Origin of the sequence: Synechococcus sp. W60.3 (assembly GCF_047502615.1) — a bacterium.
Lineage (GTDB): Bacteria > Cyanobacteriota > Cyanobacteriia > Thermostichales > Thermostichaceae > Thermostichus.
Genome location: NZ_JANSHJ010000029.1, coordinates 1 through 22,793, shown reverse-complemented (window position 1 = coordinate 22,793; position 22,793 = coordinate 1). Strand labels below are relative to the sequence as shown.

The 22,793-nt window shown below is 61.0% G+C and carries 20 protein-coding genes; 10 read left to right on the top strand and 10 right to left on the bottom strand.

What is annotated here, in order from left to right; all coding sequences use genetic code 11:
- Window positions 1-73: 73 nt before the first annotated feature.
- A complete protein-coding gene (gene psbE / locus NW846_RS10140; protein ID WP_011431225.1) occupies window positions 74-319 on the bottom strand; it encodes a cytochrome b559 subunit alpha in 246 nt (81 codons plus the stop codon).
- Window positions 320-635: 316 nt separating this feature from the next.
- Between psbE and NW846_RS10135 the strand changes: the two genes are divergently transcribed.
- On the top strand, window positions 636-2,336 hold the full coding sequence (locus NW846_RS10135) for an S-layer homology domain-containing protein (RefSeq protein ID WP_099812837.1): 1,701 nt from the start codon (window positions 636-638) through the stop codon (window positions 2,334-2,336).
- Between the two features lie 305 nt (window positions 2,337-2,641).
- Here the strand turns inward: NW846_RS10135 and NW846_RS10130 are convergent, their stop codons facing one another.
- The gene (locus NW846_RS10130) at window positions 2,642-4,357 is read right to left on the bottom strand and encodes a Ppx/GppA phosphatase family protein (RefSeq protein WP_240531066.1); all 1,716 of its coding nucleotides are present in this window, start codon (window positions 4,355-4,357) and stop codon (window positions 2,642-2,644) included.
- Window positions 4,358-4,558: 201 nt separating this feature from the next.
- Between NW846_RS10130 and thrS the strand changes: the two genes are divergently transcribed.
- Window positions 4,559-6,370 (top strand): threonine--tRNA ligase, encoded by a 1,812-nt coding sequence (gene thrS, locus NW846_RS10125; protein ID WP_414346826.1) that lies wholly within the window; start codon window positions 4,559-4,561, stop codon window positions 6,368-6,370.
- A 121-nt stretch (window positions 6,371-6,491) separates the two neighbouring features.
- On the opposite strand, the gene malQ is transcribed toward thrS, so the two are convergent.
- The 3 genes from malQ to NW846_RS10110 form a co-directional block, all read right to left on the bottom strand.
- The gene (malQ, locus tag NW846_RS10120; protein ID WP_414515899.1) at window positions 6,492-8,081 is read right to left on the bottom strand and encodes a 4-alpha-glucanotransferase; all 1,590 of its coding nucleotides are present in this window, start codon (window positions 8,079-8,081) and stop codon (window positions 6,492-6,494) included.
- A gap of 155 nt (window positions 8,082-8,236) precedes the next feature.
- Window positions 8,237-8,908, bottom strand: a complete 672-nt coding sequence (gene pyrE, locus NW846_RS10115; RefSeq protein WP_099813326.1) for an orotate phosphoribosyltransferase — start codon at window positions 8,906-8,908, stop codon at window positions 8,237-8,239.
- Window positions 8,909-9,074: 166 nt separating this feature from the next.
- Entirely contained in the window at window positions 9,075-9,590 is a 516-nt protein-coding gene (locus tag NW846_RS10110) for a MarR family winged helix-turn-helix transcriptional regulator (RefSeq protein WP_099812831.1), read from the bottom strand.
- A 384-nt stretch (window positions 9,591-9,974) separates the two neighbouring features.
- On the opposite strand from NW846_RS10110, the gene NW846_RS10105 reads away from it, so the two are divergent.
- Window positions 9,975-11,288, top strand: a complete 1,314-nt coding sequence (locus NW846_RS10105) for a D-alanyl-D-alanine carboxypeptidase (protein WP_011431238.1) — start codon at window positions 9,975-9,977, stop codon at window positions 11,286-11,288.
- A 335-nt stretch (window positions 11,289-11,623) separates the two neighbouring features.
- On the opposite strand, the gene hpf is transcribed toward NW846_RS10105, so the two are convergent.
- Window positions 11,624-12,199 (bottom strand): ribosome hibernation-promoting factor, HPF/YfiA family, encoded by a 576-nt coding sequence (gene hpf, locus NW846_RS10100; RefSeq protein ID WP_011431240.1) that lies wholly within the window; start codon window positions 12,197-12,199, stop codon window positions 11,624-11,626.
- Window positions 12,200-12,928: 729 nt separating this feature from the next.
- Here hpf and NW846_RS10095 point away from each other — a divergent pair.
- The 4 genes from NW846_RS10095 to NW846_RS10080 all read left to right on the top strand — a co-directional run bounded on the left by NW846_RS10095 (window position 12,929) and on the right by NW846_RS10080 (window position 15,947).
- Window positions 12,929-14,173 (top strand): aminotransferase class I/II-fold pyridoxal phosphate-dependent enzyme, encoded by a 1,245-nt coding sequence (locus NW846_RS10095; protein WP_011431241.1) that lies wholly within the window; start codon window positions 12,929-12,931, stop codon window positions 14,171-14,173.
- A gap of 136 nt (window positions 14,174-14,309) precedes the next feature.
- Window positions 14,310-15,065, top strand: a complete 756-nt coding sequence (locus tag NW846_RS10090; protein ID WP_099812830.1) for a hypothetical protein — start codon at window positions 14,310-14,312, stop codon at window positions 15,063-15,065.
- Window positions 15,066-15,395: 330 nt separating this feature from the next.
- Window positions 15,396-15,602 (top strand): hypothetical protein, encoded by a 207-nt coding sequence (locus NW846_RS10085; protein ID WP_071813530.1) that lies wholly within the window; start codon window positions 15,396-15,398, stop codon window positions 15,600-15,602.
- A gap of 27 nt (window positions 15,603-15,629) precedes the next feature.
- Window positions 15,630-15,947 (top strand): TMEM14 family protein, encoded by a 318-nt coding sequence (locus tag NW846_RS10080; protein WP_041438567.1) that lies wholly within the window; start codon window positions 15,630-15,632, stop codon window positions 15,945-15,947.
- A gap of 83 nt (window positions 15,948-16,030) precedes the next feature.
- Here NW846_RS10080 and NW846_RS10075 read toward each other — a convergent pair whose 3' ends face one another.
- The gene (locus tag NW846_RS10075) at window positions 16,031-16,660 is read right to left on the bottom strand and encodes a DUF4384 domain-containing protein (protein WP_414346825.1); all 630 of its coding nucleotides are present in this window, start codon (window positions 16,658-16,660) and stop codon (window positions 16,031-16,033) included.
- A gap of 218 nt (window positions 16,661-16,878) precedes the next feature.
- Between NW846_RS10075 and NW846_RS10070 the strand changes: the two genes are divergently transcribed.
- The gene (locus tag NW846_RS10070; RefSeq protein WP_011431247.1) at window positions 16,879-17,316 is read left to right on the top strand and encodes a tetratricopeptide repeat protein; all 438 of its coding nucleotides are present in this window, start codon (window positions 16,879-16,881) and stop codon (window positions 17,314-17,316) included.
- Here NW846_RS10070 and NW846_RS10065 read toward each other — a convergent pair.
- From NW846_RS10065 to NW846_RS10055, 3 genes are all read right to left on the bottom strand, one after another.
- Window positions 17,297-17,491, bottom strand: coding sequence for a hypothetical protein (locus NW846_RS10065; protein WP_011431248.1), 195 nt, complete (start codon window positions 17,489-17,491; stop codon window positions 17,297-17,299). The two genes, NW846_RS10070 and NW846_RS10065, sit on opposite strands and share 20 nt — an antisense overlap.
- A gap of 112 nt (window positions 17,492-17,603) precedes the next feature.
- Window positions 17,604-18,662 (bottom strand): threonine synthase, encoded by a 1,059-nt coding sequence (gene thrC, locus NW846_RS10060; protein WP_011431249.1) that lies wholly within the window; start codon window positions 18,660-18,662, stop codon window positions 17,604-17,606.
- A 153-nt stretch (window positions 18,663-18,815) separates the two neighbouring features.
- Window positions 18,816-20,243: an isochorismate synthase gene (locus tag NW846_RS10055; RefSeq protein ID WP_414515897.1), complete on the bottom strand. Its 1,428-nt coding sequence runs from the start codon at window positions 20,241-20,243 to the stop codon at window positions 18,816-18,818.
- A gap of 464 nt (window positions 20,244-20,707) precedes the next feature.
- On the opposite strand from NW846_RS10055, the gene menA reads away from it, so the two are divergent.
- Together menA and NW846_RS10045 are read left to right on the top strand one after the other, a co-directional pair.
- Entirely contained in the window at window positions 20,708-21,574 is an 867-nt protein-coding gene (gene menA, locus NW846_RS10050) for a 2-carboxy-1,4-naphthoquinone phytyltransferase (protein ID WP_414346822.1), read from the top strand.
- A gap of 141 nt (window positions 21,575-21,715) precedes the next feature.
- The coding region (locus NW846_RS10045) for an LptA/OstA family protein (protein ID WP_414515895.1) at window positions 21,716-22,793 on the top strand (1,078 nt) is incomplete at its 3' end.

The window sequence follows — 22,793 nt, the reverse complement described above, 5'->3', positions numbered from 1 at the left end:
CTGCATCTTGGAACGCAAAATAGATTTACAAATCGCAACAACTAAAGAGTTGCCAGCCTGGCCCTGCTCTTTCCTAGCGAGTTAACTTTTCCAGTTGCTCAAGAGCGTTGAAGCGGTCGCTGACAATCGGTAACTCCTGCCGCTCTGCGGTGAAATACTCATTGGGGCGCGGGGTGCCAAAGATATCATAAGCCAAGCCGGTGCTGACAAAAAGCCAACCCGCCAAAAACAAAGCGGGAATCGTCAGGGCATGAATAACCCAGTAGCGGACGCTGGTAATAATATCGACAAAAGGTCGCTCTCCAGTGTTGCCAGCCATGAAACTCCTCCCTGCACTAGGGGCAAAAGGGCTCTTTGAGTCTATAACACAATGATAAGGAGTTGCATGCACAGCTACAAGTTACAAGACAATTGCTCAAGCTGTTTGCCGCCAAGCGAGGCCCCATCCTTGCATAGGTAAGATCTCCTAACAGCCTCTGAGTTCAACTCTAGGGCAGCGTGAGCCGGAACGCCTGGGGTAGGGGATCCCACTGCCAAAGGGCGCAATCGCGACTGACATCGAGGGCTTGAGGACACGGCGGAACTTTGAGATAAGCTGGCTCTGAGGGGATGTCAACGGAACAGGAGTAACAGCTATGCGGTGCTCGTGGCCCCTAGCCTTGGGCCTATGTTGGACGCTAGGCTGGTCAAGCCTCAGCTTGCCGGCCTGGTCGCAAGGGGTCGAGCAGCAAGCCTCGCTGGCCTGGGCCGATGCCTACGTGGCAGCGCTGGAGCGCCAGACGGACCTGGTGCTCACCCAGGAGCCGCTGTCGGCGACCTTGACTCGTCTGGAATTGGCCCAGTGGCTAACGGAGTTTTTCGGCTACGTCCCCAACCCCAACCAGGTACAAGAGATTCGGGATCTCGAGCCCAATACCCCCGACTATTGGACGGCCCAAGCGGTGCTGCAGGCGGGAGCGATGCGCCTGTACGAGGGCAACGAGTTTCGCCCGCAAGGAGATCTCACCCACCTGGAAGCCCTGGCTATTTTGGTGCGGGCCCTGCAATTGCCTGCTCCCAACCAGGACGATATTGAGCGCTGGATGGCTCTGTACACCGATGCTGCCGAGGTGCCGGAGGTGGGGCGGGCTTTTGTGGCGATGGCAGGGGAAGCAGGGCTATTGGTGAATGTGCCGGATCCGGCCCGGCTGCGGCCCAATCGGGTGCTCAGCCGAGCCGAGGGGGCGGTGCTGTTGCACCAGGCGCTGGTGTATCGCGGTCAGCTTCCGCCTTTGCCAGCTCCGGTGGCGCAGTTGCGTCCCTCTCCTGCTCCGGTGGCCAAGACTGTCCAACCCGAAATCTTGCAAACGCGGATTACCCCTGAGTCGGGAGTGGTGCCGCCAGGGGGAACTCTGACTGTTGAGGCCCAGGCCACTCCCAACGGCAGGGCCACCGTGGATATCGGCAGCTTGGTGCAGGGCTTGCCCATGCAGGAGGTGCAGCCCGGCTATTACCGCGCCGTTTACACCCTTGGCCCTCAGGACAGCGCCCTCAGTCCCGATATTCGTATCCAACTGAGCCTCAACGGACGGGAGACCCGCGTTCAGCGGCGGCTCCCTCAACTGGCCCTGGGCAATGTCGCTCCCCCGCCGGTGGAATCGGTGTTTCCGCCCCCATCCCCTCTGCCACAACCGGCCACCCCTGAGCCTGCTCCTCTGGCTCCAGTCGGCAACCGCTATCCGCGTATTGAGGCGATTCGCTTGGATCCCCAGCGCGACCTGGTGGAAGGGGATATTCTCACCATTGCCATCTGGGGGGACTCGGGGGGGATCGCCCAGTTTGATTTGGGGAATTTGGCCCTGAACCAGCCGATGCGGGAGGTGCGACCCCACCACTACGAGGGCACCTACGTGGTGGCCCCCACCCACCAAGCCAGCAACCCCGTTTTGCGAATTGTGCTCACTAAGGATGGCCTCAGCCAGGAACACCGGGAGATCTTCCCTTTTGCAATCGATGGATCTAAGGGAACCCGCTCCACCATCCAGCCGGTCTCCGCACCTGTCGCTGCTGGGCTGCCCCGGATTTTCAATGTCACCACCAACAGCACCAACCTGCGCATGGGCGAGATCCTCAAAGTTACGATGCGAGGGGATCCGGGGGGGCGGGCAGCTTTTCGCATCGTCGGGGTGACGCCGGAGGTGGAGATGCGGGAGGTGGCGCCCGGCCTCTACGAAACCCAGCAGCAACTGCCCTTCAACATGCAGCCGGTCAACAACGGCCTCGTTGAGGTGATCCTGGAGCGGGGCGGCCAAAGAGCCACCCAAACCAGCCCCTCGCCCATTACCATCGCTCCCTGAGCAAAACTTGCCGTGCAGCCTCGCGAGAACTTTATCCCGCTGGTGCAAACGGTAGCTAAAGGAATACGATCCGCTTGCCCAGCTATTGGCGTTCACCGGCAGCTTGGTAGTTACAGCCATCTCAAATGGCAATGAAACGTTTCTCTGCGTCGTTATTGCTACGCAACGCTGTCGCGGACGCGCCGGCCGTGCGGAGCACTATCCCCAACTCCCCTCTCCCTTTGGGAGAGGGGCCGGGGGCGAGGGTAGAGGGGGTCGGCGGCAAAGTGTCTTCGTCTTGTTTGAAACGACTATACGCCCCTTGGCTAGACGGCTGCCTCAAAGGGATCCGCGCTGCGCTGGATCTGGGTGGATAATTTGGGAATCACCTGCAGCTTGAACTGTTGCTCGAAGACCTTTTTCTTCTCGTTCAAGCTCCACAGCTCCAGGGCACAGTCGTCGTTGGGGTGCCTGGGATCCAAAATCAGCTCCATGCAGCGGGGGCCTTCTCCCAGAAGCTGAAAACGGCAGTGGAGAGCTTGGATGGCCTGCAGGCGGCGGCGATCCAGAGCACAGGCTATGCGCAGCAGGGGGCTGAGCTCGAGGACAACTTGGCGATCCCGCTCGTTGCTGAGGCGTTGAAAGTTCTCGTGCTTCTTCTTGGGGGGCGACTTGCGGTGGTAGCGGGCCAGGTTGGCGATCACCTCTATCTCTTCCTCGTTGAAGCCCAACAGCTCCCCGTGGCGGATCAGGTAGTAGGAGTGCTTGTGGTGGGCGGCATGGCTGATGAAGTGGCCGCAGTTGTGCAGCATGGCGGCCGCCCAGAGAAGAGCTCGCTCGCGGGAGCCCCAGGAGTGCAGGATGCCGCGGGTCTGATCGAAAAGACTGAGGGCAAACTCCGCTACCCGCTCGGCATAGGGGAGCTCCACCTGGTATTTTTCCGCCAGCTTGAGGATGCTGCGCCGCCGCACCGAGCTGTGGTAGCGCAGCCGATCTTCAATGAGCCCCTGGCCGATCATCCAATCCACGATCAGCCCTTCCCGCAGGGCCCGTTCGCAAAACTGGATCCGCTCCACCCCCAGCAGGGTCATCACCTCCTCCAAGATGACGGCCCCAGCCAGGATGATCTCCCCGCGTCTTTCCCCAAAGCCGGGCAGTTTTTGCCGTTCGGCCACGGTGAGGGAGCGCAGCTCTTTGACATAGGCCCGCAGGGCTTCCAGGCTGAACTCATACCCCTGCAGGCGAGTGGGGGCAGCGCCCAGCCGACGGCGGGCATCCAACTGGGCCAAGCACTCGATGGTGCCGGAGGTGCCCACCAAGGTCAGGGATCCCGGCTGTTGGGAGGCTTCGACGATGCGCCGCATCTGCTCAATGGGAGCTTCCAGCATGCCGCGGACATGTTGCCGCAGCGCCTGCAGCTCGGCGGAGGTGGGCGGATCGTGGTGCAAAAAAGCTTGGGTCAGGCGCACCGCCCCCACCTTGATGCTGCGTAGAAACTCCGGCTCTTGGCCGTTGCCCAGAATCAGCTCGGTCGAGCCGCCGCCGATATCCACCACCGCGTGCAGCCGATTGTGGAACTCCATGGCCGAGAGCACCCCCAGGTAGATGCGGCGGGCCTCCTCCTGGCCGGAGATCAGCTCGATGCGCAGGCCCAGCTCCTGCTCGATCCGCTTCAAGAACTCCGGCCCATTGGGGGCCTCGCGCACAGCGCTGGTGGCCACGGCAACGATATCCTGCACCTGAAAGCTCTCGGCAATGCGGCAAAACCGCTCCAGAGCCGTCCGGGCCCGTTCCATGGCAGCAGGGGTAAGGGCGCCCGTCTGGCTGCAGAATTCCCCCAGCCGGACGGTGGCTTTTTCGCGGGAGATGATGGTGAAGCTGGGGATATTGGGGTTAATGCGCACCACCACCATGTGCAGGGAGTTGCTGCCCACATCGATGGCGGCTATGACCGGAGCAACTCCAGACTCAGAAAGGGGGGCCGGTTTCGGTTCAGAGGCGGCGGCAGAGCGTTCGGCAAGGTTGGCGAGCGAAGAGACCATGAATGAATTCAGAGGTTGCGACACTTTGCGACACTTCTAGAATACTGTGTGCTTTCCCCCCTTTTTCTTGGCCGAGCTTTGGGTTTAAAGGCGACGGTCTTTCTTAAACAGAGAGTTGTCCCCGTTGGGGATCCCGGCTGTTCTGGCCTCAGACTAAGATAAAAGCACTGCAGAGTCATTTTTGTCGCCAAGCGGGTTCCGATGTCTCAACCAGCCGCATCCCCTCAACAGGCCAACAGCCCCCTCAAGCTGCTGCGTACCCACGAATCTCCCAAGCTGGAGCGCATCCGCCACACCACCTCTCACGTCCTGGCGATGGCGGTGCAAAGGCTGTTTCCCAAGGCCCAGGTAACCATCGGCCCGACGACCGACTATGGCTTTTACTACGACTTTGACCATCCCGAGCCCTTCACGCCGGAAGATCTGGAGCGCATCAAAAAAGAGATGCAGGCGATCATCAAGAAAGGCTTGCCGGTGATCCGCGAGGAGGTGAGCCGGGAGGAGGCCAGGCGCCGCATCGAGGCCCTCGGCGAACCTTACAAGCTGGAGATTTTAGATAGCATTCCCGAAGGCGAGCCGATCACCATCTACCATCTGGGGGATGAGTGGTGGGATCTCTGTGCCGGCCCCCACGTGGAAAACACGAAGGAGATCAACCCCAAAGCTTTTGACCTGCTCAGCGTGGCCGGCGCCTATTGGCGGGGGGACGAGACCAAGCCGCAGCTCCAGCGCATCTACGGCACCGCCTGGGAGACGCCGGAGGAGCTCAAGGAATACAAGCGGCGGCTGGAAGAGGCCAAGCGGCGGGATCACCGTAAGCTGGGCAAGGAGCTGGGCCTATTTATATTTGCCGATGAAGTGGGGCCGGGCCTGCCCCTTTGGACCCCCAAAGGAACTACTCTGCGCTGGGTGCTAGAGGATTTTCTCAAGCAGGAGCAGCTCAAGCGGGGCTATCTGCCGGTGGTGACGCCCCACATTGCCCGCGTGGATCTGTTCAAGATCTCCGGCCACTGGCAGAAGTACCGGGAAGACATGTTTCCCATGATGGCCGAGAGCGAGGAGGCGCGCGCCGCTGAACAGGGCTTTGTCATGAAGCCGATGAACTGTCCTTTTCACATCCAAATCTATAAATCAGAGCTGAGATCCTACCGCGATTTGCCGCTGCGCTATGCCGAGTTCGGCACCGTCTATCGCTACGAACAATCGGGGGAATTGGGGGGCTTGACCCGCGTTCGCGGCTTTACGGTGGACGACGCCCACTTGTTCGTTCGTCCCGATCAGTTGGAAGAAGAGTTTCTCAAGGTTGTCGATCTCATTCTGGTGGTTTTCGACAAGCTCAAACTCAAAGATTTTCGCGCCCGCCTCAGCTTCCGCGATCCCAAATCCGATAAATATCTGGGATCCCCGGAAGAGTGGGATATGGCCGAGAATGCCATTCGCCGCGCGGTGGAGAAGTTGTCGATGCCCTATTTTGAAGGGATCGGAGAGGCGGCTTTCTACGGGCCGAAGCTGGACTTTATCTTCCGCGACGCGCTGGATCGGGAGTGGCAGTTGGGCACGGTGCAGGTAGACTACCAAAACCCGCAGCGCTTTGACTTGTACTATGTGGCCGAGGACGGATCCCGGCAGCGGCCGGTAATGATCCACCGCGCTCCCTTTGGTTCGCTGGAGCGGCTGATTGGGATCCTCATCGAAGAATACGCTGGGGATTTTCCCTTCTGGCTGGCGCCGGAACAGGTGCGCATCTTGCCCGTTTCCGACCAATACCTGGGCTATGCCACCCAGGTGCGGGATCAGTTGCGAGAACAGGGGATCCGCGTCCACATCGATGCCGACAGCGACCGCCTGCCCAAAAAGATCCGCAACGCCGAGAAGGCCAAGGTTCCCTTCATGCTGATTGTGGGGGAAAAAGAGCAGGCAACTGGCACAGTGAGCGTGCGGCAGCGCCACGGCCAAGACCTGGGATCCCTGACGGTGGCGGAGTTCCTGGCCCAGGCACGAGCGCTGGACTAGAGATCCGGCTTCTTGTTTGGAATCTGGCTGGGATCCCTGGTGCCGGCAAATTGCTGCTGTTGGCGGCTTTGAGAACAGGTCTCTGCTGAGGCAAGCGAAGAACGGCGTTGAGAAAAGAGGTTCAAAATCTTTCAGGGAACCCAGCCGCCCGCTCTTGGGCCAGGGCTGCCCGCCGTTGCTCCAACTCTTGCGGAGAGATGCGCCCGTAGGTGACGCTCAGCTCCGCCAGCCGCTGGGCCAGCTCCGGCCGCAGCATCTCCTCGCGGTAGCGCCAGGCCCAGTTGTTCTCGGCCCTGCCGGGGAAGTTCATGCGCGCCTCTGCCCCCAGGCCCATCACATCTTGCAGGGGAATGATGGCCAGGTCGGCCACGGAAGCCAGGGCCAGGCGAATCAGATCCCAGTGGATGCCGTCGGATCCCTGGCAGCCCAGGTAGCGCAACAGGTTTTGCTTTTCCCACTCCGGGCGTTCTGGGTCATGAAACCAGCCCACCACGGTGTTGTTGTCGTGGGTGCCGGTGTAAACGACAAAGTTGCGCTCATAGGCATGGGGCAAATAGGGGTTATCGGGCCCAGAGCCGAAGGCAAAGAGCAACACCTTCATGCCGGGCAAGCCAAATTGATCCCGCAGTTGCAACACCTCCGGCGTAATGTCTCCCAGATCTTCGGCGATCACCGGGATTTTCCCCAGCTTGTCGGCCAGCGCCTGAAAGAAGTCGGCCCCCGGCCCTTTTTGCCACTCGCCTTCTACCGCTGTTTCCGCAGCGCCGGGGATGGCCCAGTAGCTCTCGAAGCCGCGGAAGTGGTCGATGCGGACGCAATCCACCTGCTTGAGAATGGCCTGGATGCGCCGGATCCACCAGTCGTAGCCGCGGGCCTTGAGCACCTCCCAGTTGTAGAGGGGGTTGCCCCAGCGCTGCCCGGTGGGGCTGAAATAGTCGGGGGGCACGCCGGCTACCTGCAAGGGCCGTCCTTGTTCATCCAGGTGAAACAGCTCCCGGTTGGCCCACACATCGGCGCTGTTGGGGGCGACATAGATGGGTATGTCCCCGATGAGCTGCACTTGATGCCGGTGGGCGTACTCTCTTAGGGATCCCCACTGTTGGGCAAATAGATACTGCCAAAACATCTGCCGGGTGATGGCATCGGCATGGCGGTCACGGGCCTCTTGCAAAGCCAGGGGATCCCGTTGTGCCAAGGCTGGATCCCATTGGGTCCATTCCTGGTCGCCATACACCTCTTTGAGGGCCATGAACAGGGCGTAGTCCGGCAGCCAATCGGCCTCGGCAGCACAGTAGGCTTGAAAGGCTTCCCAGTCGGCGGCGGTGGCCTTGTCTTTGAAGGTGGCCCAGGCGCGGCGCAACAAGCCCAGCTTGAAGGGGATCACGGTTTCGTAGTCCACCCGCTCAGCATTCCCCGCCTGGATGGCTGGCCATTGGGGCAGATCCTGCCAGCCGTTGGGTTCCAGCCAGCCGGCTTTCACCAGCAGCTCCGGGCTAATCAGCAGTGGGTTGCCGGCAATGGCAGAAAAGCTCATGTAGGGGGAGTTGCCCCAGCCGGTGGGGCCAAGGGGCAGCACCTGCCAGAGGCGCTGGCCGCTTTCCACCAGAAAATCCACAAACCGGTAGGCAGCCGGCCCCAGATCGCCGATGCCAAATGGCCCCGGTAGCGAGGTGGGGTGCAAGAGGATGCCACTGAGTCTGCCCATGCGCATGGCTAAACCCTTTTCGCCCTATTTCACCGCCTATCCTGTCACTTCTACAGCCCAATGACAGCTACCAATCGACAAAACCAAGACCAAAGGTCAAAAGCGCCAACGGCCTTTTTGGCTTGGCCAGCTCTTGCAGCGGAGGAGAGATGGGGAGCCTCTCAAGAGCAGGCTTGGGAACCCCCCTCACCTCCCAAAACCGGCCAGCCCACCAAGCCCTGGCGGAGACTCTGATGGCAGGCACGCACCTCTTCAAGGGTAAACAGGCGGCGAAAGGGGATCCCCATTTCGCGGTAACGGGCCTCTGCCCCTTCCAGTCGATCCACCAAAGCCAGGATCCCTTCTGCCCGATAGCCCGCTGCCCGCACCCGCTCGACAGCCTTGAGAGCCGAGCCGCCGGTGGTCACCACATCCTCCAAGATCCAAACCCGGCTGCCCGCCGGCAACTCCGGCCCCTCGATCCAGGCCTGGGTGCCATGTCCCTTAGGCTCTTTGCGGACAATCAGGGCCGCCAGGTTGGCCGGCTCAGCCTGCAGAGAGGCCAAACTCACCGCTGTGACCAAGGGATCCGCCCCCAAGGTCATGCCGGCAACTGCCTCGGTCTCAGGGGGCAGTAGCCGATGCAGCAGGGATCCCACCAGGTAGGCTCCCTGGGGGTGGAGGGTAACCGGCTTGCAGTTGATGTAGTAAGTGCTTTGCTGCCCAGACGTGAGGGTAAAGGATCCCTCGCGGTAGGCCAGTTGGGCCAGCAAATACAGCAATTTCTCCCGCGCCTCAGCCGAGGAAAGACTTAAGGGAGAACAGTCTAGGAGCAACACAGCAGGGATCCCCATCAGCTCAACCGTCAACCCATAGATGCGGCAATAACTAACCTGGAGGAACTTCAGTCCGAAGTAAGCAGAACTTTGAGGTTATGCCTCAAAGGACTGTCTAGGGGCGTCTTGACAGCGCCTTTACGAGTCCATTTTGGGCTGCGTAAGAATCCCCTGGGTGGGAGTGTCAATAGGACAAGCGATGGTGCGGCTCTGCCACCACCGCGGCCTCCGACTCCTCCGACAAGTGGGCAATCAGCCGATCCACCAGCCGCGACAGGGTTGCCCGTTCTTCTAAGCTGAGACAGCCGTAGGTCTGCTCCCGCAACTCCCAAATGAGAGGGGGCAAAATTTCTTTCAACTTCTCTCCGGCAGGGGTGAGGTAAACCCGCCAGATCCGCCGATCCTTGGGATCCCGCTGCCGCCGGATCAGCTCCCGTTTCTCCATGCCGTCCAAGACACCGGTCATGGTACCCCCCAACTGCTGCAGGCGCTCGCAGATAGTGGAGGTGGGGATCCCGTCTTCTTCCCAGAGGCAGCAAAGCACCACCCAGTGGGAAGCGGTCAGGCCGAAGGGCTCCAGGTAGGCCTGAAATTTCCGCCGCACCAATTGCGACAACAGCCGAAGGCGATAGCCCAGGGAATAAGGGGCCAGAATCTCGCGCCATCGCTCCAGGAAGGCTTGTTTCTCCAACTGAGCCATCGCTGAGGGTTCCCCATGGGTGGCTGAGAATGCTTAGAGCTTAAATTCTTCCATTCTAACCTTCTATAAAGAGCGGCCAAAAGCAGGTCATCATCCGTTACAAAAGCGTTACAGGCTTTACAACAAAAGTTACAGTGGAGGGTTGGGCGAGGGGCGAATCTCCCGCCAATTAGCATCAGATAGGAACCAAATTAAGCTTGGCGTGACAGGGATCCCGCTCTTCTGTGTGAAGGAAGAAAATGCCGATTTGCCCATCTGGGGTCGCCTCGGCAAAAGAGGGGCAGTGGGCAAGGGGAAAATTTGCCAGAGCCATTGAGATGGCACTAGAGTAGCTTCAAGTTTTGCCAGCTCGTTCTCTTTGCCAATGTCTTTTGGGAGGTCAGCATGTTGTCTATCCTACAGGGGTTGAGCTCCCAGCGCCGTTTCCTCTGGGCAGGGATCCCGTTGGTTTGTTCTCTGGCCCTGGGGGCCTGCTGGAACAACCGCAGCAGTGCCGAAACCCCCTCTCAGGGTGTCCAGGCTGAGGTTACAGCAGCGGCGCAAAACCCCTTCCCCCCCATCCCCACCCCGCCGCCGCCGCTGCCTTCCCCCAGTGGCACGCCCGGCCTTCCCCCCTGGTGGCCCCGTGGGCAATCGTCGCAGTGGCAGGATTCCCCCTACGCCGTGGCCTTGTCCGGTTTTTTGCAGGGATTGGCGGCCCAAGGGGGAGCGCTCTCTCAACAGGGGATCCTGCTTTGGACAGCCGAAGGCGAGCTCTTGGCGGAGCACCTGCTGGATCGGCCTTTGCCGGTGGGGGCTTTGGATCAATTGGCCCTCAGCCTGATGGCGCTGGAAAAGTGGGGCTATGAGTATCGCTTCCAAACTCGCTTCTACACCACCAGCCACCGCTCCGGCCAGCGCTTGACGGGAGACTTGGTCGTGGTGGGCGGCGGGGATCCCTATTTCCGGGAGGCCAATGTGGCCGAGCTGGCCCGCCACCTGCACAACCTCGGCATTCGCCAGATCGACGGCGAGGTGAAGGTGGTGCCCCCCTTCCGCTTGCTGGGTCAGCCTGACTCTCTGGCCAGCGCCCGCCGGCTTGCCGAGCTCCTCCGAGATCCCCAGGGGCCCTATCCTGTGACCCTCGGCGGCTCCGGGTCAACGTTAAGGGAGCTGCCGGAGGAGATCCATTGCCTGGCCGGCTACACCTCGCTGCGCCTGGGATCCCTGCTACAAATCCTCAACGGCGGCAACGATCGGGCCATGGCAGAAGCCCTGTTGGCGGAGCTGGCAGGCAGAACAGCCCTGCTGGAGTACCTGCAGCAGCGGTTGGTAGCTCAGCCGGTTGCCCATCTGGATCCCAAACTGGCCCCTGCCCAGTTGGAAATTCGCCTTGGCCCAGGCGGGCAAGAGCTGTACCTCTCCCCCCGCGCCCTGGCCCATCTGTGGGAACATCTGCTTGAGGCCACAGACGGGGATCCCAGGCGTGTCCTGCCAGTGGCCGGGGTCGGCCACAGCCCTTTGCAGCTCCGCGCTCTGCCCCCGGGCACGATCGCCCAGGTGGGCTCTGCCGCCAACCGACTGATGATGGTGGGGCAGCTTCCGGATGGCACCCGTTTCGTCTTACTCAACCACGGCCCGGATCTGGGCGTCTTGCGCCAGCACCAGGATCAGTTCCTGCAGCAGGTGCTGGCCGTTGGGGAGCCTCTCCGCCGCTGAAGAATAGAGCCCTCTCCCTTCTCTTTTCTTCGAGGCCCTCTTGGTCGGGGAGCCACGGTGCAAACGGCTCCCCAACATCTAGTTGGCCGATCCCTGACTTTCCCCTCTCCCTTGTGGGAGAGGGGCTGGGGGTGAGGGCAGCTTTTACGATTGGAAGAAGGCGGGAATTAAAGAGGAGGGCAAAGCTGCCTAGGGCTGGCCAAGCCAAGGATCGGTCTCGCCTCGCAACTGGCAGGATCTCCTGCTGCATCACCATCTCAAGCAGCTCATCCACCTGATCCAGCAGGCGCTGCCCCTGAGACCTAAGGCAAACAAGAAAGCCCGCAGGGTCTCCTCTAGGGATGGGGGCGGATCAGCCCGTAGCCGCCGTGCTTGCGGACATAGATGACGTTGATCTCGCCGTTTTCGATGTTGCGGAACACGTAAAAATCATGATCCACCAGCTCCAACTGGTGCAGCGCCTCCTGAACTGTCATGGGAGGCATGGCGAAATACTTGGTGCGCACCACCTCAGGGGGCAGCTCTGCTTGCCGTTCTGTATTCAGAGGATCGGTAAGGGGCTGCTGGGCCACTGCCACCGAGGTTTTGGGAGAATGGCGGATGCGGTGAACGCCGTTGCGTTCTTTATATTTGCGCAGCTTGCGGGCCAGCTTGTCGGCAACGCGGTCAATGCTGGCGTAGAGGTTCTCGCTGCTTTCCTCCGCCCGGATGACGGTGCCGTTGGCGTAGACGGTAACTTCGGCAGATTGGTTGGCACTGATGCGGGGGTTACGGGCTACCGATAGATTGACATCCACTTCACTGGTGATCTGGGCAAAATGTTTGACAGCCCGCTCGATTTTTTCTTGAACGTAGCTGCGGATGGCGTCGGTAATCTCGACGTTTTTCCCTTGGATCACAAGCTTAGTCATGGGTACTCTCCCGGTTGTGTCAGTTTACACCTAAAGTTAGCGCCTCACCCTCGCAAAGGATCCCTAGGAAACAGCCCCCACCTCAGGCATGATCGCGGCCCGGCAACTTGCAGAAAGGGCTACGCCAGAAGATGAAGATCGGCTTTGGCATCGGCACTAACCTCTTGGGTTAAGTCTAAGTTAACATCTCCCCCAGGGATCTGGTTCAGGGGTTAAGAATAAATTTAGGCCGTCTTCATTTTTAAGGGATTGGGAGCCAGCACCACTTCTCAGGCAAGGAGAGGTTCCCTGAATTCGGAACTCCAAATTCAAGTGGAGAAGGTCTCCAGACTGCTCGAAAAGGGCAAACTTAGTGGCAGAACTTACACAGATAGGTTCTGCCGAAAATGCTTTTACTAAACTTAAATTCAACAGAGAGAATAAGCACTTGCTGAATCGACCTCTGCTCTCAGGGCGAGCATCTCCTTATTGTTTATTGCTATCTTTTCTCTTTTCTCCTTACAGAACTTGTGGCCATTATACAACCTGGTGAGCCAGGGTGCTTTTTCCAGCTCAGACAGAGACTGAAAGGGAGAATGAAGAGATGTTGACTGAAGTTAAGCTTTTTATAAGATAGGGATCCCGTAGAAATATCGTTACCAAGAGCAGGTCTGAAAAGCCGTTTTTGGCCTCTGTGGCCGACCTGCTAGCCGGAAGGCCGGTTTGCTTAGAAGAAGTGGGGTGGACCCGGTGGTCAGAGAGATCTCTTGGAAAGCGAAGGAGCTTTTGGACAAAGCAGAAGCAGCTTTGCAGGATCAGTTTCAGGCGATAGATAGGGTCCTTAGGGAGAACCTGGCGCGGGTGCTGCAGGCCTTCCGCGACCAGCAGGTGGGATCCCATCACTTTGCCGGCGTATCGGGCTATGGTCACGACGACCGGGGACGAGAGGTTTTGGATCGGGTGTTTGCCCAGATCATGGGCTGTGAGGCGGCGCTGGTGCGGCTGCAAATGGTGTCTGGCACCCATGCCATTGCCTGTGCCCTGTTTGGCGTGCTGCGGCCGGGGGATGAGCTGTTGGCCATCACCGGCCCCCCCTACGACACTCTGGAGGAGGTGATCGGCCTGCGGGGATCGGGGCGGGGATCCCTGCGGGAGTTCGGCGTTACCTATCGTCAGTTGGATCTGCGGGAAGGAGATGTCGATTGGCAGGCCCTGAAAACGGCCCTCAAACCGCAAACCCGCCTGGTTCACATCCAGCGCTCCTGTGGCTATGACTGGCGTCCCAGCTTTTCCATCGCCCAGATTGCCGAGATGATCCAGATCGTCAAGGCACAAAACCCGGAGGTGGTGGTCTTGGTCGATAACTGCTATGGCGAGTTTGTGGAAACCCAAGAGCCCACCCACGTGGGCGCAGATTTGATTGCTGGATCCCTAATCAAAAATCCAGGCGGCACCCTGGCCCCGGCGGGGGGCTATGTGGCGGGGCGGGCCGAGCTGGTGGAGCAGGCTGCCTGCCGGCTGACAGCGCCAGGGATCGGCTCGGAAGGGGGAGCAACTTTCGATCTCAATCGCCTGCTGTTCCAGGGGCTGTTTTTGGCTCCACAGATGGTGGCCGAAGCGGTCAAGATCGCCCATCTGGCCGCCCAGGTGTTCCACGATCTGGGCTATCCTGTTTCCCCGTCACCCCAGGTGTCCCGCACCGACATCATCCAGGCCATTCAACTGGGATCCCCGCAGAAGTTGCAGGCCTTTTGCCGCGCTATCCAAAGCAGCTCGCCAGTGGATTCCTACCTCACCCCGATCCCAGAAGTGATGCCCGGCTATGCCGACCCGGTGGTGATGGCGGCGGGCACTTTTGTTGCCGGCAGCAGCGCCGAGCTCTCCGCCGATGGGCCAATGCGCGAGCCCTACATCGTCTACTTACAGGGGGGGACCCATCTCAGCCACGGGCGGTTGGCCCTAGAGGCCGTCTTGCAAGCTTGGGATGCTCTGTAAATTGCCGTCCCTGGCCGGGCTCCGCCCAAGGAGTAGAATTGAGTCTGTGGTCTCCATTCCCTCTAGACGGATCCTCGTCGATTGGATGTCGAGCTTATGTTCTAGTTCTGGGTTTTTCCTCGGTTGGGGATCCCGTTTGGCCCTTGCTTGGGTGGCTTTGGGGTTGGCCAGCGGCTGTCGGCTGTTGAACCCCGTGGGAGAGGGGAGCACACAAGTGGGAGCCGCCTTGACTCCCTCTCCCCTGTGGAGAGGCAGCCAAACCCTGACAGGAACTCTTGAAGGGGGGGACGAGGTCAGCCCCCAGTACGGCAGCTACTGGGATGGGATCCCTGTGGCCGCCGAGGCGGGCCAGATCCTGATCGCCGCCCTGGAGAGCGAAGACTTTGACCCTTACCTGGAGCTGGTGGACGGCCAAGGGCGGGTAATCGGCTTTGACGACGACTCCGGCCCAGATGTTAATGCCCTCTTGGCGGTGCGGCTGCTGCAGGAAGGCACCTACACCTTGCGGGCCACAAGCTTCAAGCCGGCATCCACTGGCACCTACCGGCTGACCTACCGGCTGGCCCAGGTCGATTGGCAGCAAACGGTGTCGGGCCGTCTGCAGAAGGGATCCGCCCAACACCCTGAAGACGGCAGTTGGATGGAAGAACACCCCATCGCTGCCCGGGCCGGCCAGATCCTACTCGCTTCGATGGCCAGCTCTGATTTCGATGCCTTTTTGCAACTGTTGGACCCGGAGGGAGAGGTGATGGCTTGGGATGACGACCAAGGCGGCGGCAGCGATGCCCTGATAATTGCCTTTTTGCCTCGCAGCGGCACCTACACCCTCCGGGCCAACACCCACAAACCAGGAGAAGAAGGAGCCTATGGGTTGCAGTACGCCCTGCACTAGCGTCCAGGCCTGCCAAGCTTCTGCGCCTTCCCTGAGAAGTTTTGGCCGGTCTGCCTGTAAGCCTTTTGATGCCGATGTCGAGATTGGGCAAGAGTCATTATTGCTTTATTTTATTAGCGCTGGAAGCTTCTGGTTCAGAGCCTTCTGAAGCAGGGTTGGTTGGGGTTTGCTGAGGTTTATGGGAAAGCATGACATCTTATCCTAAGTTGTGACGGAGCTGAAATGTTGCCTTCATGGACAGGGCGTTTTCCCTAGAATGGGATCGATGGCCTAGACCCCTCTTTCTCTTGCACTTTCGCAGTTCAGCCCTTACCCTACACAATGGATGCCATGACCCCTGAAATGGTACGCCAGTTCTGGTCTTTGGTCAGCGAGATCGGCAGGCCAGATTGGCTCAATCAGCGCGACGATGACTTGGTGAATCTGCTTCTGAGTGCTTGCCAAAAAAAACATGCCCTCAGCAACGTCGATGCCTCAATTCTCAACCGCTACATCAGCATCCGCCTGCCCTTGATTCGTGAAATTGTTGTCGACTAGACCGAGCTAGGGGGGTTTTTCCCAGCCATGATGGCCGCACAGATGACTTTGCTCGTCTATGGAGCGCTGCTTTTGCTAGGCGGGGTCGTCGGCTATGTGAAAGGCAGAAGCTCCAAGTCGTTAATTAGCGGCCTGGTGGGGGCTGCCCTCAGCGGCGTCAGCTACGGGCTACTGGGAACAGATCCCCGCTGGGGGCTGGGTCTGGGCTTGGGGACGGCGGTGCTGGGATCCCTTCTCTTTGCCCTGCGCTACCGCAAAACCGGCCAATTTCTGCCTGCTGGTCTAATGCTGGTGGTGAGCTTGGCGGCTGTTCTTCTCCTAGGCCTCAGCTTCGGCTCGGTCTAGGCCGGCAGCGGCAAGACAAGCCTGCTTGGCTGTCGGTTCCAGACTCTGGGATTAGGGCGGGTCTGGGATCTCCATTGCCGGGGTCACCACGGTGCAACCCGATAGAAGCGAGTGGTGGTCACCCACTCGGTGGCAGGGATCTCCTCGACGACGATGGCGCGGGCGATGGCATCGCCCAGTTGGGATCCCCGTAGCCGTACATTGGCAAAGGAGCCACCCTGCTCAAAAGAGGCAATCTCCTGGAAGTTGAGGGGACGGAGGGAGGCCACCGCCAATACTTGGGCTTGGCCAAAGGGCGGGGCGATGGTCAGGCGGTAGCGGGCGCCAGGGGGCGGGAAGGTGCGCGCTTCGCCGGCCCGCAAAAACTCGTTTCCACCCGAGAAGCGGTTGGGCAAAATCAAATGGGTGCGGCCATCGGCTTGGATGCTGAAGAGGTAGACGTAAGCGTCGCGATTGGTGCTCACGGTAATGGCAATCGGCTCGCCGGGCCGGTAGATGGGGTTAGAGCCGCGCCGATCCAGCTCCAGGTTGACCTGCAAGTTGGAAGGCACTGGGTTGACGATAATGGAGCGGGTGCCGGTTTCCAGCCGATTGTCGGCCAGTTGTAGCCTTTGCAGCGGGGGGTAGAGGCCCAGGGTCTGCGGGAAAACGGCGGTGGCCGGAGCCATCGACAGCCCCAAAGCCAGCGGCAGGAAGACCAGTTTGGCGTTCATAGTTCACACCTGACAATCAGTGGCTATGTTCATCCTAGGAAGGGGCAGAGTTCGACCGGAGCAGGCTTCGCGCAGTCTCAGATCTCCTGCTGATGCAGTTTCCCCTGCCGCAGATGGCAGGCCCAGGGGGGAAAAGGCGCTGAGAAAACTGGGAGATCCTGTCTGGAAAGGGCTAAGCTGCAGATTGGGGATCCCTCGACTCGAGCCCAACCTTGCCTATGGCCGGCGACAGTTACCAAGAAGGCATTGCGGCGGTTCAGGCAGGCGATTTTCCGGCTGCCATCCAGGCCTTTCGCCGGGCAGTTGCCGAGGATCCCGCGCACACCGAAGCTCGCTACAAGCTGGCCTGGGTGCTGGGCATGAGTGGCTATCTGGATCCGGCACTGGCCGAGCTGGAGGCCGTGTTGGCGGCAGATCCCACCCATGTTGCAGCCCACTACAACCGGGGAGCCTTGCTGTTGCAAAAGGCTCAACTGGAAGCAGAGGTGGATGGACAACTCGATCTCGAGGTCCTGCGGCAGGCCGAAGCGGCTTTTCAAACCGTGATGCGCTTGGATCCCAACGATCAACGGGCCTATGCCTTTCTCACTTTGGTCAGGCGAGCCATCCGCAACTATCAGTCGCCCGCGCAGCCTTCTAGCCGCAGTGACGAGTAAACCCCTGCACCAGGACTTCCAGGGGGGGAACGCCGGGATCCCCCAGCTCGGCTGCCACTTCTTGAGAAACCTGTCTCACCACTTCCGCAGGCAGTTGCAGCTTGTCCACCAACTGCCAAAAGTCCTCTAGCTCTTCCCAATTCAGCCAAGGCTCCTCTACGGGCGCTGGCGGCAATTACCAGGTAGCCCACCTGAGAAGGAGACGCCTCTCGGCTTCGTCGCCAACTTAAGCCAGCACCCCATTTATCCAGGGGTACTACCAGGTGGCACAACCACGACCAGCGGCGCTAAAAGCCCATCAGGCGGGCTACAGCAGCCAAATCGGGGGCTACTCCTGTGTGGATGGCGGCGGATCCCTGTTGGGCGGCCGTGTCGGGATCCTTAAGGCCGTTGCCGGTGAGCACGCACACCACCTGGGCGCCGGCAGGCACCTGATCCCGCCATTTCAGCAATCCAGCCACTGCAGCGGCACTGGCCGGCTCGCAGAAGATCCCTTCCTCCGCCGCCAGCAGACGATAAGCGGCCAGGATCTCCTCGTCGGTTACACTATCCACCCGGCCACCGCTGGCCTGGACTGCCGCCTTGGCCTTCACCCAACTGGCAGGGTTGCCGATGCGGATGGCCGTAGCCACCGTTTCCGGGTGTTCCACCACCCGGCCCAGAACGATGGGAGCGGCGCCGGCAGCCTCAAAGCCGTAGAGACGCGGGCGGCGGCTAGCCTTGCCCTGCTGATGGTACTGACAAAACCCCATCCAGTAGGCGGTGATGTTGCCGGCATTGCCCACGGGGATACAGAGCCAGTCGGGGGCATCCCCCAAGGCATCCACCACCTCGAAGGCGGCGGTCTTCTGCCCCTCCAGCCGAAAGCGGTTGACAGAATTGACCAGGGCCACTGGGTAAGCTTCCGCCAGTTGCCGCACCATAGCCAGCGCCTGGTCGAAGTTGCCCTGGATGGCGATGATCTCGGCCCCGTACATCAGGGTCTGGGCCAGCTTGCCCTTGGCCACGTAGCCATCTGGGATCAGCACGTAGGCCCGCAGGCCCCCTTTGGCCGCATAGGCAGCGGCTGCTGCCGACGTGTTGCCGGTGCTGGCGCAGATGACCGCTTCCGCCCCCGCCTCTTTGGCTTTGGACACTGCCATGGTCATGCCCCGATCCTTGAAGCTGCCGGTGGGGTTGAGGCCCTCCAGCTTCAGGTAAACCTGGCAGTCTCGCCCCAGCCGTTGGCTCAGCGCGGGAGAGGGGATCAAAGGAGTATTGCCCTCATGCAGCGTCACTACGGGGGTGCTGGAGCTGACGGGGAGCCAGTCCCGGTAGTGCTGGATCAGGCCGGGCCAGAGCCCCACTTGCGCGCGGGATCCGGCCGTACGAGAGGAATGGGTGGGATTCAGGGTCACCATGCTGCCGAGCAGTCGAGGCCAACGGAAGGGCCAGCTTCTTAACTGTAACCGTTTGCGAAGCAGTTGGAGCAGCTCTCTCCCCTGCCGGATCGAGAGGATCTAGTCGGGCAAGGGCTGCAAGGCCAGCGCCTGGGCCAGAGAATGCAACTTGAGGCGGATCTCGGCCAGCTCCTGGGCGGGGTTGGAATCGGCCACGATGCCGGCGCCGGCATACAGGCGGGCCCGCTTCCCCGCGATCAAAGCCGAGCGGATCCCAACCACCAACTCGCCATTGCCCTGCAAGTCCACCCAGCCCAGCGGGGCGGCATAGCTCGAGCGGTCAAAGGGCTCCCACTGCTCCAGCCACTGCAGCGCCGCCTGCTGCGGATAGCCTCCCACCGCTGCGGTGGGGTGGAGCTGGGCCAACAGGTCGAACAGATGCACCTCCGTAGGGAGTTCGGCCTCGATCACCGTTTGCAGATGCTGGATGTTGGCCAAACGGCGCAGCCGTGGCTGAGGGGAGATCCGGGGCTCCATCCCCAGCCGGCCCAGAGCCTCTTGGATCGAGCGCACCACCCACTGGTGTTCGCGGCGGTCTTTGGGGCTGCGGAGCAGTTGCTCGGCCAACATGCGATCCTGGTGGCCGTTGGCGCCGCGGGCGACGGAGCCGGCCAGCGCATCGATCTGCACCCGGCCCTGCCACACTGACAGTAGCCGTTCTGGGCTGGCTCCCAAGAAGATCTGGGGAGGAAAATCCCTCTGGCTTTCCAGGGCAAAGGCGAAGACGCTGCAATCGGGGTGATGGGCCTCCAGATAGGCCAGCAGCGAAGGGATCGGGGGAGGGGAGGGCAACGCCAGATCCACAGCCTCTGCCAGCACCACTTTTTCCAGGGATCCCGCCTGAATCGCTTGCAGGGCTTTTTGAATGCGAGCCAAGAGAGGTGTTTCCGCTACCGCTACCGGTAGAGGGGGCTGCAGCTCCCAACCGGGCAAGGGAGCCTGGGAAAGACGCTGCATGCGGGCAAAAAAAGCGGCAATCTGGCCAGCCAAGGCCGCCGGGTCGCTTTCGGGGCCGACTTCTAGGTTAAGCCGCGCCACCGTCAGCTCCCCCCCCACCTGCAACAGTTGCCAGCGCGGCAGGACCAGTGCTGCCCCCCCGCCGCTCCTGGGGGCAAAGCCAAAACGGCAGAAGCACAAAGGGCGCTCCTGACGGCTGCTTGGGGACTCTAGGTTGCCAGGAGCGGTGTGGACATGGGGCTGTAGGGCTTGCACAAAGGCCTGTGCCGCCTGAAATCTCCCCTCTCCTGAAAGGTCGAGCTGCCGCAGGGATCCCCACCCCAGCACCCGCACCCTTTCCCCTTGCGCCTGGTGGGAGAGATAGCAATAGCTAGAGGAGCGGTTGGGGGGGAGCGAGCCCAACTGCCGGGTCAGCACTGCCAGCGGATCTAGCCCTGAGATGGGCTGCGATAGGCTGAGAATCTGGGGGATCCCCCGCGCTCGCGCCATCTCTTGGCAGGTCGCTAGCAGGGGATCCCAGGCGTGTTCCACCTCTGCTGGCCCAGCAGAGGCGTGAATGGGCGGCCAGGCTCTGGGCCATTTCGTGCGTCCGGACCCACCCTTCCAGGGGAAAAGAGAAGAAGTCATGCGCAAGCAAAAGAGAACGATCCTACCTTGGCCGAAAACAGGACAACCGTCATCTCAACCGGCAAGGGAAGCTGCAGAAAGGCGTTTCAGGATATGAGATTAGGGGGGCAGCCGGCAGCTCAGGCTCGCCAGCGCCGGATCCCAGGCGTTTCTTTACGGATTGCAAGGTTTCTTAGCATCCTTGGGGATGGGAACAGAAGCCCCCTAACCTAACAAATACAGAGCAAACACAGAACCCAGAGAGAGCTAGATCCAACATGCTCGCACAGCCGGAACCGTCAAAGAGAACGCGCAGGAGTCCAAAGGCCAGCCCAGTACAGCTTGCGGAAAAGGGCACTTGGGAGGGCCGCTCTCGGCGACAGTTGTGGATGGCCGCCCTTAAGCCCCCCATGTACAGCGTGGCAATCATGCCCATCTGGGTGGGATCCGCCATCGCCTACGCCCAGTCAGGGGCGATGGATGTGGGGGTTTTGGCGGTGTTTCTGGGGGCCGCCATCTGTCTTTTGGCTTGGGTCAACATCAGCAACGACGTGTTTGATGCCCAGACGGGGGTGGACAAAAACAAGCTCCACTCGCTGGTCAGCTTGACGGGCAGGCCGGTTCAGGTGTTTTGGGTGGGCAACGCCTTTTTGGCTTTGGGGCTGGCGGGGATCCTGTGGCTGAGCTGGCGGCAATCGGATCCGACGGTGCTGCTATTGGTGCTGCTGGCCTGCGGGCTGGGCTACGCCTACCAGGGGCCGCCCCTGCGCCTGGGCTACTACGGCCTGGGGGAGCTCCTCTGTTTTTTGGGCTTCGGGCCGCTGGCGGTTTTGGCCGCCCACTACAGCCAAAGCCAAAGCTGGTCGCTGCCAGCCCTGGCGGCCTCACTGGTGGTGGGGATGGTCACCAGCTTAATTTTGTTTTGCTCCCATTTCCATCAGGTGGAGGACGATCTGGCTGCCGGCAAGCGCTCGCCGGTGGCCCGCCTGGGCACTCGGCGCTCCGCCCGTCTCATCCCCTGGATCTGCGGCAGCATTTTTGGCCTGCTGCTGCTGTTTGTCGGGCTGGGGGCTTTTCCGGCTTGGACGTTGCTGGGTTTTGCCGGGATCCCCTTTGCGGTGCGGCTATCCCGCCTGCTGGGGGCCTATCACGACCAGCCGCAGCGGATCAGCCATTCTAAGTTCATCGCCGTCGGCCTCCACTTTTGGCTGGGGCTGTTTCTGGGGCTGGGCTTTATCCTCAGCCGTCTGGGATAAGCCAGAACCCTAGAGGTGATCGGGATCCCGCCGAGGCGGCCCGCAAATTGCGATAAGCTACAGCCTAGTGTGCCGGCTTGGGTGTTGGCCCCGCTGGGGCTCATGGGTTAGGGATCAACGTAAGGCAGCGGTGAGAACAGGATGCGGCGATTTTTCAATTCCAACCTGGGGGTGGCGCTCTTGGGAACCGGCCTCTTGGCTGCTCTGGTTGGCTGGGCCTTGTCCATCGACATCGAAGAGGTAAAGGTGGAGCCCCTTCCCCCGGATCAGCCCCTTTCCGTCAGCCGCAGGGTAGATATCTTGGGTCGTCGAGGGGGCCAGCGGCGTTGGCGTCTCATCGCCGACCAGGTGGAGCTAAGAGCTGGGCAACAGGTGTTTGAGCAGGGGGCGCACGGCTACTTCTACGGAGATGGCGCCGACCGCCAAGAAGAGGTGCCGGATCCCTTTTTTGCCAGCAGCGAGCGGATGATTTGGCAGGCCAAGCGTGCCCGCTACGACGCCACCGCCGACGCGTTGTATCTGGATGAGGGGGTGGAGGTGAGAAGCGAGGATGGCAGCCTGCTTCTGACCCGTGCTCTGCGAATCACCCCCGAAGAGCGCATCGAGGTGCCGGAGGCCTTCACCCTCAAAGGGCAAGAAATGATCCTAGAGGGCCGCTCCGGCTCGTTTAACTTCCAATTTGCCCTCCTCAGCGCCCAGCAGGGCAAGCTAACGGTGTTGCCCTTGGATTCGGAGTCCTCACGCCCAGCAGCCGCGCCCATGAGCGACCCGACCAGCGCTGGGGCGGATCCCACTTCTACCATCATCACCGCTGACCAGCTCACCTACGACCGGGCCAACCAGGTGGCCGAAGGGAAAGGGAACCTGCGCATTCGCGAAGGCGGCCTCGAGATTCGCGCCCCTCAGGGCACCTACCTGCGCCGACAGGCCCAGAGCATTCTCTCCGGCGGCGTGGTGTTGCAGGAGGTGGCCGATGTCGACAGCCGGGATCCCCTCTTGGCGGATCTGCGCTTGGCCCAGGCTGATCCCCAGGCGACCCCAGCCCAGCAGGATCAGGAGGTCACCATCGTCGCCGACCGCCTCACCTACGACCGCAACACGCAAATTGCTCGCGGGGAAGGCAACCTGGAAATCCGCCAGGGGGAAACCATCATCCAGTCGGCCCAGGGCACCTACCGCCGCCGCGAATCCCAAAGCCTGCTGACGGGGGGGGTTACCC